The organism is Rhodobacter flavimaris, assembly GCF_021378075.1.
Classification (GTDB): Bacteria; Pseudomonadota; Alphaproteobacteria; order Rhodobacterales; family Rhodobacteraceae; genus Rhodobacter; species Rhodobacter flavimaris.
This window is the reverse complement of record NZ_JAJUOS010000013.1, coordinates 1-12231: the sequence shown is the minus strand read 5'-3', so window position 1 is coordinate 12231 and position 12231 is coordinate 1. Positions and strand designations below refer to the sequence as shown.

Sequence of the window (12231 nt, the reverse complement as noted above, 5' to 3'; positions counted from 1 at the left end):
AATGATCTTGAAAGCCCCGCCCCTCCGGCGGGGCTTTTCGTTTCCGGCGGGCCGTTCGTGCGATGGAAAGCGTCGATTGTGCACCGTGGTATGCAGATAAATATCTGTTATCGCAGTATATTTTTTGTTTACTCAACGTGAATTCCGGCTAGAGAGAAATCTCGAAGGAGATGCGCCCATGGTTTCTGTCGAAGATCACCCGCTGCGCTATGCGCTCGTGAATGAGCTGCACGCCCGTCCGTTTCCGCGGATTCCGGTGCCCTCGCAGGTTGTCTATCTGGCGATCAAGGAGCCGATGGACGCCGCCAACCGCGACCGTGCGGATGACCTGACGCATCTCAACGATTTGTTGCGCCGCTCGGGTGCTGCGCCCGCGCCCGCGGGGGTGACGCATCACAGCGCGAGCCTTGGGCGCCACCATGTGCGGTGGGAAAGCCATACCGAATTCACGACCTTCCTGGCCCATGCGCCCGGTCTGTCGGCGCGCCCCTTCGATCCGGCCGAGGCCGAGATCTTTCCCGCCGACTGGCTGAATGCGGCTCCCGGAAAGCGCATCGCTGCGGTGTCGATCCGGGTGCTGCCGCTGCCGGCAGACCCCGAGCAGATCAATGCCGATCTTGATGACTGGTTCGTGCCTGAGAGCCTCGCCTGCGCCTGGGTGCTGGACGGCGTGGCCATCCTCGCGGGTGATTTCAGGATCGACCCGGCAGGCCAGATGCGCTTTGCGGTTTTCGTGGCTCCGGGAACCGGGGCAGGGCGGGTTGGCCGTATCGTCCAGCGCCTGTGCGAGATCGAGACCTACCGCGCCATGTCGATGCTTGGCCTTCGGCGTGCACGGGCGCTGTCGGCGCGGCTCAATGCGCTCGACCCCGAGTTGACCGCGCTGGTCGCCAGTATGTCGAGGGAAGACTGCCCCGCCGAGGAGACACTCAACACGCTGATCTCGGTTTCGTCCGAGCTTGAGGCGCTGGCGGTCACTCACAGCTTCCGTTTCAGCGCGACCGGTGCCTATGAGGCGATCGTCAAGGAGCGCGTCGAGGTGCTGCGCGAGACCCGCTACGAGGGGCGTCAGAAGTTCTCGGAATTCATGATGCGCCGCTACGACCCCGCGATGCGGACCACAAAATCGGCCGAGGTGCGGCTGCGTGCCATGGTCGAGCGCGCCGCGCGGGCGGGCGAGCTACTGCGCACACGGGTGGACGTTGAGCGGCAGGCGCAGAACCAGAAGCTTCTGGAAAGCATGGACCGCCGCGCAGACCTGCAACTGCGCCTGCAGCACACGGTCGAGGGACTGTCGGTTGTCGCAATCAGCTACTATGCGATCAGCATCGCGGGCTATCTGGTCTATCCGGTCGCCAAGCAGCTTGGCGCCTCGAAAGAGGTTTTGCTGGGTGCGCTGACCCCGGTGGTGATCCTGGGCGTCTGGTTGATGGTGCGCCGCATCCGCAACAGCTTTGGCGGGCACTGATCGCTTGCCTGTCATTTCGCGCGGGCTAACTCGTTGCGGATAAGGGGGACGCGCAATGGTTCTGGAAAAGCCCGAAGGGGTTCTTGAGTTCTGGTTCGCCGAGGAAGTCCGGCGCAAATGGTATGCCAAGGACGAAAGCTTTGACCAAAGCATCGTCGCGCGGTTCAGCGCGACCTATGAGGCCGCTCATCGCGGCGAATTGGACGGCTGGATCGAGGAAGAGCGCTCGGCGCTTGCGCTGATGATCGTACTTGACCAGTTTCCGCGCAACATGTTCCGCGGCTCGCCCCGTTCGTTCGAAAGCAACGAGATTGCGCTGGCGCATGCCCGCACGGCCCTTGCACGGGGCTACGGCCGCGCGCTGGACCCTGCCGAGCGGCAGTTCTTCTACCTGCCCTTCATGCATAGCGAAGCGTTGGCCGATCAGGAGCTGTCCGTGGCGCTTTACCGCGCGATGGGCGAGCCCGAGTCGCTGAAATTCGCGATCCTGCACCGCGATATCGTCGCGCGCTTCGGTCGCTTCCCGCACCGAAACGCGGTGCTCGGGCGTGCATCGACGGAGGAGGAGACCGAGTTCCTCAAGACGCATCCCGGGTTCTGAAGACGCGGCAAGGTCTGTATTGGTCGCGCCCTACGGAATGGGGGCGTTCTTTCCGCAGAGCGCGAGGTTTACGGTCCCAGGGCGCAGTGGGTTCGCGCAAAAGGGTCACAAGTGGGATCGCGATGCCAAATATACTCGCAGCCCTGTGCGACTTCCTCGGCTTTATCCTGCCCGATCACTTCGGCAATCACTCCAAGCGCCATGTCCATGCCCGCTGAGACACCGGAGGACGTGTAGTACTTGTCGTCGCAGACCCAGCGGGCTTCCGCCTGCCAGTTAACCTCTGGGCGTTTCGAAGCAACCCAATCGAATAGAGCCTTGTTGGTCGTTGCCTTGCGTCCATCGAGAAGCCCTGTAAGGGCCAGCAAAGCGCTGCCCGTGCAGACCGTCAGCACGCGGTCCGCCTTTTGCGCTGCCTCCTTGAGCCAGGGCAGAAGCGCGTCGGTATCGACGGGAATGGACCTGCCCCAGCCCCCGGGCACCAGCAGAATGTCGAAGGCCGTGCGCTCGTTCATGGCCATCTCCGCCACGGTCGCGAGCCCCATATTGCTTCTTATCGGGCCAGCGGTCGGGCCGATCAAGGTCAGTTCGAAGACCTCTGCGAGCCAGCCGAACATTTCTACCGGGCCAAAGAGATCAAGGAGCTCAAAGTTCGGATAGACCAAGATCCCAAGACTGCGCATTGAAGGCCTCCGGTTCAAAGGTTCCGCTCGAGATCCCCCGATGATCTTACGTTCACCCTGATTCCAGCAAGTGCGACCGCGTTTGGAAAGACGCAGAGCCATGTTTAGGCTAGGTTCGCGCGGCCCCGCGAAGCCATCTGCGGGCAGGGCGTGAACGTCTCTTGAGGCTCGGGTAAGACAAACAGGTTCAGCGGGGATTGGAAAGCCATGGCCTGCCTGTCGGCGTTCAGCGAGCTTCATCGGGCAGGGACCCGCGATGATCTGTCGGCGTGCTTCGCGGGCGGATTGAAATTCGAGAAATGTTGCTGGTCGATGCGGGACGACCTGAAGCAATCCATTGGTAGGCCCAGAGGGACTCGAACCCCCAACCAAGGCGTTATGAGCGCCCTGCTCTAACCAATTGAGCTATAGGCCCCCAATGGTCGCCCTCGGCTTATCCGGGGGCGCGGGGCGCGTCAAGAATATCGGCCCTGCGCGCGCCTTTCCGTTGCCCCCGGGCGGCCTTTGCGCTAAGGCGCGGGCCAAAGGTTCCACTGGCGGAGATGCGGGCGATGACCACGGGGAAAAACGGGCTGACCTATGCCGATGCGGGCGTCGATATCGATGCGGGCAATGCTCTGGTCGAGCGGATCAAACCGGCGGCGAAGCGCACCACGCGCCCCGGCACCATGTCGGGTCTGGGCGGCTTCGGCGCGCTGTTCGATCTGAAGGGCGCGGGCTATAGCGATCCGATCCTCGTGGCGGCCACCGACGGCGTGGGCACGAAGCTGCGCATCGCCATCGACACCGGCAACGTGGACACGATCGGGATCGACCTTGTGGCGATGTGCGTCAACGACCTCGTCTGCCAGGGCGCCGAGCCGCTCTTTTTCCTCGACTACTTCGCCACCGGCAAGCTGGAGCTTGATCAGGCCACCCGTATCATCGAGGGCATCGCCGAGGGCTGCGCCCAGTCGGGCTGCGCGCTGATCGGCGGCGAGACCGCCGAGATGCCGGGCATGTATGCCAAGGACGATTTCGACCTCGCGGGCTTCGCCGTGGGCGCGATGGAGCGTGGTGCCGATCTTCCGGCGGGTGTCGTGAAGGGCGATGTGCTGCTCGGCCTCGGCTCGAACGGCGTGCATTCGAACGGCTACAGCTTTGTGCGCAAGGTGGTTGAACTCTCGGGCCTTGACTGGGAGGCAGATTGCCCCTTCGCGGAAGGCTCGCTTGGCGCGGCGCTGCTGGCGCCGACCCGGCTTTACGTCAAGCAGGCACTGGCTGCGGTGCGTGCGGGTGGCGTTCATGCGCTCGCGCATATCACCGGTGGCGGTCTGACCGAGAACCTGCCGCGCGTCCTGCCCGAGGGGCTTGGCGCGACGATCGACCTGTCGTCGTGGGAGCTGCCGCCCGTGTTCCGCTGGCTGGCTGACACCGCGAATATGGCCGAGCCCGAGCTGCTCAAGACCTTCAACTGCGGCATCGGCATGATCGTCGTGGTCGCCGCCGACCGCGCCGAGGCGCTGGCCGAGCTGCTGCGCGCGCAGGGCGAGACCGTGACCCGCATCGGCACCGTGACCGAGGGCACCGGCGTAGCCTATGAGGGCGCGCTTCTGTGAAGCGTGTCGCGATCCTGATTTCCGGGGGCGGATCGAACATGGTCCGCCTCGTCGAGGATATGCAGGCCCAGGGTTATGCGGCCCCGGTTCTGGTGGCCTCGAACGATGCGGCGGCTGCGGGGCTGGAAAAGGCCGCGCGCATGGGCGTACCCACGGCCGCCATCGACCACCGCCCCTTCGGCAAGGATCGCGTGGCCTTCGAGGCCGAACTGCTCAAACCCATCCTCGCGGCCGAACCCGATGTGCTCTGCCTTGCAGGCTTCATGCGCGTCCTGACGCCGGGCTTTGTCGAGCAATTCGCGGGGCGGATGCTGAATATCCACCCCTCGCTTCTGCCCAAGTATCCCGGCCTGCATACCCATCAGCGCGCGCTGGACGCGGGCGATGCCGAGGCCGGCTGCACCGTGCATGAGGTCACGCCCGTGCTGGACGATGGTCCGATCCTCGGGCAGGCCCGCGTGCCGGTCGAGCCGGGCGACACAGCCGAAACACTGGCCGCACGCGTGCTGGTGATGGAGCATCGCCTTTACCCCGCCGTTCTGCGCCGCTACGTCGCCGGGGACCGCACGCCGGTTCTGCTCTAGTCGTTTTCAGGCGAAATCGCGCAGCGCGCACTTTTCTTTCGCGTCTCAACCTCCTAAAGGGGAAGGGACGGCGGGATGACCCCGCGACCAGAGAAGCGCGCGATGCCCACAATTACCACGACCGAAGCCCTTGCCGCATTCTGCGCGAAGGCAAAGACCCAGCCCTACGTTACCGTCGATACCGAGTTCCTGAGGGAGCGGACCTATTGGTCCAAGCTCTGTCTTGTGCAGATGGCGCTGCCCGGCAAGGATGGCGATGCGGTCCTTGTCGATCCGCTGGCCGATGGCATCTCGCTTGAGCCGCTCTATGACCTGTTCCGGCACCAGGGCACGGTCAAGGTTTTCCACGCCGCGCGCCAGGACCTCGAGATCTTCTTCATCGAGGCAGGAGTCTTCCCGCTGCCACTGTTCGACACCCAGGTCGCCGCCATGGTCTGCGGCTTTGGCGAGCAGGTCGGCTATGAGACACTGGTCAAGAAGATCGCGCGTCAGCAGCTCGACAAGACCTCGCGCTTTACCGACTGGTCGCGCCGTCCGCTGACCGAGGCGCAGTTGAAATACGCGCTGGCCGATGTGACCCATCTGCGGGTGATCTACGAGTTCCTCTCGAAAGAGCTGAAGAAATCGGGCCGTGAGCAATGGGTCGAAGAGGAGGAAGCCATCCTTCTCAACCCCGAGACCTATATCACGCGCCCCGAAGAGGCCTGGCAGCGCGTCAAGACCCGCACCACCTCGGGCCGGTTCCTCGCCATCGTGCGCGAACTGGCGCGCTTCCGCGAGGGTTATGCGCAGAACAAGAACATCCCGCGCTCGCGCATCTTCAAGGATGACGCGCTGCTGGAACTGGCCTCGACCAAACCCACCTCGATGGATGAGCTGGGGAAGTCGCGCCTGCTGTTGCGCGAGGCGCGTCGGGGTGACATCGCCGAGGGCATCCTTCAGGCGGTGAAAGAGGGGCTTGAGGTTCGCCCCGAGGACATGCCGCGCGTGCCCGAGGAAAGCACCCAGTTGCAGGTGAACACCGCGCTGGCCGACCTGCTGCGCGTGCTGCTCAAGGCGAAGTCCGAGGAAACCGGCGTTGCCGCCAAGCTGATCGCAAGCGCCTCGGATCTGGACCGGATCGCCGCGGGCAAACGCGACGTGCCCGCGCTTAGCGGCTGGCGCAATGAGGTCTTCGGTCAGGATGCGCTGCGTCTTGCGCATGGCGAGATCGCGCTGACGGCCTCGGGCGGGGCCGTCCGGATCGTTCTGGCCGGCTGAGTTTAGCGGCTGACCGAGCGCGCGTTATTCGCGCCGGTCACCACGATCTTCGAGACATCGCGCAGGCGGGCGTTCGAGATGAAGGCCGCGACGGTGACTTCGCGCGACTCGGGCGTGAGCACACGCTTGGAGGCATCCGAATAGGGGTCGGGTTCGGCCACGACGAAGGTGTAGCTCATCACGCCATCGACGGCGTAACCGTCATTCTCCGCGATCAGTTCGGCGTCCCACCAGCCCTGCGTCGGGGTCAGCCCGGCAGCCGAGACGATGGCGCCGCCCTGCGTGGGCTTCACCTCAAGCCGGGTCACCTGGTCGATCATTGCGCGGTTGTCGCCAAGGCTGACAGCGTAGCCGCCCTCGGGTTCCAGCGTGGTGACTTCCTCATCGCCGCCGAACCAGTTGAACGGGTTGAACCGGCTTTCGCTGAAGCCGCATCCGGCAACGACAGTGACGATGGCAAGCGAGGCAAGAAGGGGCTGTCGCATGGGGACTCCGGACTGGTTTGCTCTTGGGTAGCCCATTGCGTGGCTTTTGAAAAGCCGCCACTGGACCCATGCGCGCACTCGCGTTAGGCAGGGGCGTCGCTACAGAGGAGAGGCACATGGCCACCGAAAGCTTCGAGGAAATCGCCGAGACCTTCGAGTTTCTCGATGACTGGGAAGACCGCTACCGGCATGTGATCGAACTGGGCAAGGCAATGGCGCCGATGGAGGATGCCGTGAAGGTGCCCGCGACCAAGGTCGAGGGCTGCGCAAGTCAGGTCTGGCTGCTGCCGCGGATCGAGGGCACTGGCCCCACCGCGCGCTTCGATTTCCAAGGCGAGTCGGATGCGCTGATCGTACGCGGCCTGATCGCGGTGCTGCACGCGCTTTACTCCGGGTTGAGTGTGGCCGAGGTCGCCAAGGTCGATGCCAAGGCGGAACTGGGCCGTCTGGGCCTCAATGAGCATCTTAGCCAGCAGCGCTCGAACGGCGTCGCGGCGATGGTCGAGCGTATTCGGCGCCTTGCGGCCGAGGCGGCGGCAGCCTAGGCCCCGCCGCCCCGTTGTTCACGCCTGCGCGGCGGTGATGATGATTTCGACGCGGTAATCGGGCGCGGCCAGACGGGCCTCGCCGGTCGCGCGCGCCGGGCAATGGCCCGCCGGAACCCATGCATCCCACACGGCGTTCATCTCGGCAAAATCGGCGATATCGGCCAGCCAGATCTGTGCGCTCAGGATGCGGGTCTTGTCCGAGCCGGCCTCCGCCAGAAGGCGGTCGATGCTGGCGAGAATCGCCTTGGTCTGGGCGGTCACGCTTTCACCTGGTGCGCCGACCTGACCTGCCAGCCAGATAAGCCCGTTATAGACGACGGCTTCGCTCATGCGCGCGCCGCACTCGATACGTTTGATCTCGGCCATTGGCCCCTCCGTGATTGATTGCCAAGGTGATAGCGGCAGGGTTTCGCCGGGGCCAGTGGCTTTCCGCGTGAGCGCACTACCTTTGACGGGAAAAGAGGTTTCAAAGTGTTTGGACGATTTCTTGTTGCGTTGATTTTTCTGACCGGCCCGGTCTGGGCGCAGAACATGGGCGAGCGACCGGCAAGCCGCGATCTGCCGTTCAGGCTGGAGCGTGTAGCCACGCTCGACCTGCCATGGGCCATCGCGCCGCTGCCGGATGGCCGCCTGCTGGTCACGACCAAGCCGGGGGAGATTTGGCTGTTTGAAAGCGAAGATGGCGTTTCATTAGAAAATGTTCCAAAAGTGCAGTTTGCAGGTCAGAATGGCCTATTGGATATCGCTGTTTCGCCGGATTTTGCACGGTCTGGTAGGGTCTATTTCACCTATGTTTCACCCCAGAATGCGCTGGTTCTGGCGCGGGCGCGGCTTGATAGCAGCGCTTTAGGTGGTGTCGAGACCCTCTGGCAGCAGACCGCGGGCGGGCGTGGACAGCCCGGCGGGATCATCGCCTTCGGCCCCGACGGGATGCTCTACCTGAGCGTCGGCGACCGGATGCAGCCCGATACGGCGCAAGTGCCCGACAACCCGCGCGGCAAGATCCTGCGCCTGACGCCCGACGGGCAGCCCGCGCCCGGCAATCCGTTTTCGGGCAGTGCGATCCGCGCTGCGATCTGGTCCGAAGGGCATCGCAACCCCTACGGCCTTGCCTTCGCGCCGGACGGTCGCCTCTGGTCGCATGAGATGGGGCCGCGCGGCGGCGATGAGCTGAACCTAATCACGCCCGGACAGAACTACGGCTGGCCTGAGGTGTCGAACGGCGACAATTACACGGGCTGGCCGATCCCCGACCACGATACCCGCCCGGAGTTCACCGCTCCGAAGCTGTGGTGGACGCCGGTCATCGCTCCTGCGGGGTTGGCCTTCTATGCAGGCGATGATTTCCCCGCGTGGCGCGGTCAGATGCTGATCGGTGCGCTGCGCGGGCAGGGGCTTGTGATGGTGGCTGGCGATGGCTCGGACCAGCTTGCGCGGTGGGATCTGCGGATGCGTGTGCGCGACGTCGCGGTGGATCGCGCGGGGCATGTATGGATCATAGAAGACTCGGACTCGGGCGGGCTTTATCGCCTGGTGCCGAAGTGATCCGAGGATAAATTGGAGCGGGTAGCGAGGGCTGTATCCTCGCTCAGGCTCCAGATGTCATCTAACGCATTGATTTGATTGATACGACAAAAGGGAATTCATCTCAATGCGGTTTATCTTGGTCAGTCATTTGGTCGTTCATACCGTGTCGCCCGCCTAAGCCTTCCTCGGGGGTAAGCCAGTAGGAACATGCCCGCTCTATTGGTGATAGTTGTTCGACAGTTGCTGCCTCGCTGCCGTCCTTGGGGGCTACCTGAAGCCAGTTCCTCCAGAATCTGTAAACGAAGCTAGGGGGGCGGGCATGGGCCAGACGGGGTGCCATAGGTGTGTGTATCGGCGTTGACGGAGATCGGGTCTGAGGAGTCTGGAAACCACATTCGGCAGAGCCCCCCCCTCCAACCCCTATGTGTCACCTGTTCAAGCTGGATCAGGGACAAGGGAGGAGTTTTCTACATCTTAACACTAAGAGAGGGCCTAAAGGTATGTCTTGATGGATGTACCCTAAGCTCCCTTAACTATCACTACTTCCAATAAATATATAGTAGATATAAATACTTAAGGGGATGCCTTATTCTCCCTCGGGTAAGATCAAGGTTGGTTCTACACCTAAGCTTTCTACATCCAATACGGCTACAGCCCCCATCTGATCCTGCATCGCAGCTTGTAGAGCCTTCACCACTGAATCCTGATCCTTCGTTCGACAGAGAAGGCAGTCATGAACTGGGTAGGTCCGTCATGATTGGATTGATGGACCATATTTCAAATTAAGAAACTAAGAACGTAATCCCCGACTCTAGCTGCAGCAAAAAAAGGTATAAGACTAACAAGAAAATTTGCAATCGGACCAGACAAGTCGGCAGCAAAGATCGCAGGGAAATACAAAACCCAAAACCCTAAAAATCCATAAATCGTATTGCCTCGAAATCTATCCCCGAACATTCTAAGCAGGAATAGCATTAATAAAATCCATGCGCCCCATACCACAATGCCAGCAAAAAGGTTGGCTAGAAATCTATCCTTCATGCCAAAATAAACGATAGTTGCACCAAGCAAGAAGGATATTAATAGCATGGACACAATCGGCGCGACGGCGCGTCGAGGTGCCTGTGCTTGGGCGTCCAGATAGCTATCTGTACTGCCATCGGCGCTATTTTTGCCTCTTGTGCTGCTTCGCGTCCGAATCTCGCTCCAAAATGGATGTGATTTGTTTGCCATTACTTCTAGCGCGATGCGCCTCTCGTATTCCGTCAAAGGAAAGGAGTGCAAGTCACCAAGCGAAACATCGCCGCCAGCCAGCAGAAATAGAGACCTCACATTATCCGGCACAATGTCACGCTTCGACATACATTATTCCAAGCTGAAGCTAGTGGTATCTAGCGTTGATTATTAAGCATTAGTCAGGTGAGCACTCGGAAAAATTCACCAAAAAAGCATAACAACAAAAAATGCAAAACGGGATGGTGATATGATTTTGCTCTATAATGCTCACTTAATATTGAGGGACCAAACCGACCTCGGCAGTCACCTGTAACGAAACAAGTCTCCAGTATCTTCGGATATTTTCTTAATCAATGCTTGTTGATCCGCATCACTTTCGGCGAGCACATTTTTCACAAAGAAGCGACCTCCTCTGGATTCATGCCCACATGATAAGCAAGACATTGAGCTGTGGTTTAGAATAATCGTCGTGGAGGCATCATAAAGATGGTCACATTTGCCCACTTGGACATTGTAGCATCCGCAAGTGGGGCATTGATATTGACTGACGCCAAATGATAAACACGACTTTCCACTCGCATCTAAGCCGACGCCGATTGAATCGACTATCATCCGAACCCTCAACGACAATTATTCTCGTGGCGAGTTTTGGTAAATAGCCAAGAAGCATTTTGCAGGGTGCCCCAAGGCGCTTCGCCGCTTGTAAGTTTTAACGATAGCTAACCTACCGGCGATTGCAAGTGCGTTGATAAGTGCTCAGGCCACGTGCTCTTTGGTGATACCCGTGCTCGCCATATGCACCAGGATGCAGGTTGTGTCACATGGCCACGGGATGCAATGTCTAGAATTCCAAAATCTTCAATCTCAGGCATGTTTTCTCTGGACAAATTGGCAAAATTGCCATATTATTCAATATATTAAGTGGATCTCTTCGCATCGCCCTGTCTGGGCGTCTCCACGGAATCAATCTACTCACTTCGTACGCTTCGAGGGCACCATCGCTGCCTAACCATCCAAGGATATTGAATGTCATTTATAACTCCGCAGAGCGGCTATAAGTTTGTCCAGAGCGCGCTCGCCCCTTCAGATAGTCTTACCCCCATCAAAGCAGTACATCAGGCCCTGACCACTAGAGAAGGCGATGACGCGTACGCGAAGGTTCTAACTCTAATGAGCCCCTCGCTACGCATCGTCACCTGCAAAGACGATTGGCAGTGGATCGTTCAGAAGAAAGATCAATCCGGTAAGCGTTGGCGTGCGGTCTCCTACTGCCGAACTAGGATCGGGCTTGAGCAGAGGCTGAAGACATTTGGCTACTCACTACATCCCGATTGGCCAGATCACTTCGTCGCGGAGTTCCAACCATGACAGAGCTATCCGCAGACAAATTCATAACCCCAAAATTCAAGCCAGCCAATGATAGTAGTCGGCTTGCGTTGGAACTCATGGTTGACCAGTTGTTTGAATCGACGCTACGGACTACCTCACGGGGCAAGGCAATCTTTGCACTTTGCGATGTCATCGGAGCAGTGAAACACTCTGAAAAGGGACACCTTGCTTGGCAGCTGACCGAAGACAAGTTTTACGATGCCCCTTATGGCCGCGCAATTGCAGAGAAACTGAGGAATAAACTGCTTGAAATAGGCTGGCTCAAAATTGTTCAGCGCGGGAGGAGGGGACTTTGCCAAGTCTACCGAGTCACGGACGAGTTAGATCACTCGAGTATAGAGTTAGAGAAGCACGGCATGAGCAGCTTGGTTGACGTACGTGCCCCGACAAAAGTCAGTGCCTCGGGCAACAAACGAAAAGGCAAACGGTTGCGTCACTCACTGTTTGAGCCACAGATTTCTGACGAAATTGCCAAGATTCAACTCATCAATGAAATGATGGCTCAGCATCCGCTTCAAGGGGCAGAGGCCAAGGTTTGGTCTAGCTGCTACCGTAGTTTCAATGAAGGCCGCTTAGACAAAGGTGGTCGGATTTATGGGAAGTGGCAGTTAGTAAAGCCTGAAGTCCGATTGGCCATGACTATCGACGGTGAGCCTGTTGCAGAAATCGACATCAAGGGGTCTTTCCTCTATCTTGGCAATCATTTGTCGAAGATACCGATCAAACTGTCCCCCGTCAGCGCCTATGGCACAGATTTGAGGTTGTGATTTAAGGAGGATTTGGGCTTCGTCGTAGTGACGAAGGAACGAAGATGAAGCCCAAATCCTCCAATTCAAAATCGCCGACCAAGCC

12 protein-coding genes and 1 tRNA gene are annotated in these 12231 nt (G+C 59.8%); 8 read left to right on the top strand and 5 right to left on the bottom strand.

The window, feature by feature from the left end:
• The first annotated feature begins 178 nt into the window (after positions 1-178).
• Positions 179-1468, top strand: a complete 1290-nt coding sequence (locus LZA78_RS14930; RefSeq protein ID WP_233677721.1) for a DUF3422 family protein — start codon at positions 179-181, stop codon at positions 1466-1468.
• 55 nt (positions 1469-1523) lie between these two features.
• The gene (locus LZA78_RS14925) at positions 1524-2069 is read left to right on the top strand and encodes a DUF924 family protein (RefSeq protein ID WP_233677720.1); all 546 of its coding nucleotides are present in this window, start codon (positions 1524-1526) and stop codon (positions 2067-2069) included.
• Between the two features lie 68 nt (positions 2070-2137).
• Here LZA78_RS14925 and LZA78_RS14920 read toward each other — a convergent pair whose 3' ends face one another.
• Both LZA78_RS14920 and LZA78_RS14915 read right to left on the bottom strand, forming a co-directional pair.
• A complete protein-coding gene (locus LZA78_RS14920; RefSeq protein WP_233677719.1) occupies positions 2138-2752 on the bottom strand; it encodes a DJ-1/PfpI family protein in 615 nt (204 codons plus the stop codon).
• 338 nt (positions 2753-3090) lie between these two features.
• Positions 3091-3167 (bottom strand) — tRNA-Ile (locus LZA78_RS14915).
• Between the two features lie 136 nt (positions 3168-3303).
• Between LZA78_RS14915 and purM the strand changes: the two genes are divergently transcribed.
• The 3 genes from purM to rnd all read left to right on the top strand — a co-directional run bounded on the left by purM (position 3304) and on the right by rnd (position 6194).
• A complete protein-coding gene (purM, locus tag LZA78_RS14910; protein WP_233677718.1) occupies positions 3304-4350 on the top strand; it encodes a phosphoribosylformylglycinamidine cyclo-ligase in 1047 nt (348 codons plus the stop codon).
• A complete protein-coding gene (purN, locus tag LZA78_RS14905; RefSeq protein WP_233677717.1) occupies positions 4347-4934 on the top strand; it encodes a phosphoribosylglycinamide formyltransferase in 588 nt (195 codons plus the stop codon). Before purM ends, purN begins: the two co-directional genes overlap by 4 nt.
• Positions 4935-5036: 102 nt before the next feature.
• Positions 5037-6194 (top strand): ribonuclease D, encoded by a 1158-nt coding sequence (gene rnd, locus LZA78_RS14900; RefSeq protein WP_233677800.1) that lies wholly within the window; start codon positions 5037-5039, stop codon positions 6192-6194.
• 2 nt (positions 6195-6196) lie between these two features.
• Here rnd and LZA78_RS14895 read toward each other — a convergent pair whose 3' ends face one another.
• Positions 6197-6679, bottom strand: a complete 483-nt coding sequence (locus LZA78_RS14895; protein ID WP_233677716.1) for a hypothetical protein — start codon at positions 6677-6679, stop codon at positions 6197-6199.
• A 116-nt stretch (positions 6680-6795) separates the two neighbouring features.
• Here LZA78_RS14895 and LZA78_RS14890 point away from each other — a divergent pair, with 116 nt between their 5' ends.
• Positions 6796-7224 carry a SufE family protein gene (locus LZA78_RS14890; protein ID WP_233677715.1) on the top strand — a complete coding sequence of 143 codons (429 nt, stop codon included), beginning with the start codon at positions 6796-6798 and terminating at the stop codon, positions 7222-7224.
• Positions 7225-7242: 18 nt separating this feature from the next.
• Here the strand turns inward: LZA78_RS14890 and LZA78_RS14885 are convergent, their stop codons facing one another.
• On the bottom strand, positions 7243-7593 hold the full coding sequence (locus tag LZA78_RS14885; RefSeq protein ID WP_233677714.1) for a RidA family protein: 351 nt from the start codon (positions 7591-7593) through the stop codon (positions 7243-7245).
• Between the two features lie 105 nt (positions 7594-7698).
• Here LZA78_RS14885 and LZA78_RS14880 point away from each other — a divergent pair, with 105 nt between their 5' ends.
• Positions 7699-8772, top strand: a complete 1074-nt coding sequence (locus LZA78_RS14880) for a PQQ-dependent sugar dehydrogenase (protein ID WP_233677713.1) — start codon at positions 7699-7701, stop codon at positions 8770-8772.
• Positions 8773-9531: 759 nt separating this feature from the next.
• Here the strand turns inward: LZA78_RS14880 and LZA78_RS14875 are convergent.
• A complete protein-coding gene (locus tag LZA78_RS14875; RefSeq protein ID WP_233677712.1) occupies positions 9532-10116 on the bottom strand; it encodes a hypothetical protein in 585 nt (194 codons plus the stop codon).
• A 1238-nt stretch (positions 10117-11354) separates the two neighbouring features.
• Here LZA78_RS14875 and LZA78_RS14870 point away from each other — a divergent pair.
• Positions 11355-12146, top strand: coding sequence for a hypothetical protein (locus tag LZA78_RS14870; protein WP_233677711.1), 792 nt, complete (start codon positions 11355-11357; stop codon positions 12144-12146).
• The last annotated feature ends 85 nt before the right edge of the window (positions 12147-12231 follow it).

Bases quoted from the DNA above. Each gene is read 5' to 3' on its own strand.
- LZA78_RS14930 (WP_233677721.1), top strand. From the start codon at position 179: ATGGTTTCTGTCGAAGATCACCCGCTGCGCTATGCGCTCGTGAATGAG.
- LZA78_RS14925 (WP_233677720.1), top strand. From the start codon at position 1,524: ATGGTTCTGGAAAAGCCCGAAGGGGTTCTTGAGTTCTGGTTCGCCGAG.
- LZA78_RS14920 (WP_233677719.1), bottom strand. From the start codon at position 2,752: ATGCGCAGTCTTGGGATCTTGGTCTATCCGAACTTTGAGCTCCTTGAT.
- purM (WP_233677718.1), top strand. From the start codon at position 3,304: ATGACCACGGGGAAAAACGGGCTGACCTATGCCGATGCGGGCGTCGAT.
- rnd (WP_233677800.1), top strand. From the start codon at position 5,037: ATGCCCACAATTACCACGACCGAAGCCCTTGCCGCATTCTGCGCGAAG.
- LZA78_RS14895 (WP_233677716.1), bottom strand. From the start codon at position 6,679: ATGCGACAGCCCCTTCTTGCCTCGCTTGCCATCGTCACTGTCGTTGCC.
- LZA78_RS14890 (WP_233677715.1), top strand. From the start codon at position 6,796: ATGGCCACCGAAAGCTTCGAGGAAATCGCCGAGACCTTCGAGTTTCTC.
- LZA78_RS14885 (WP_233677714.1), bottom strand. From the start codon at position 7,593: ATGGCCGAGATCAAACGTATCGAGTGCGGCGCGCGCATGAGCGAAGCC.
- LZA78_RS14875 (WP_233677712.1), bottom strand. From the start codon at position 10,116: ATGTCGAAGCGTGACATTGTGCCGGATAATGTGAGGTCTCTATTTCTG.
- LZA78_RS14870 (WP_233677711.1), top strand. From the start codon at position 11,355: ATGACAGAGCTATCCGCAGACAAATTCATAACCCCAAAATTCAAGCCA.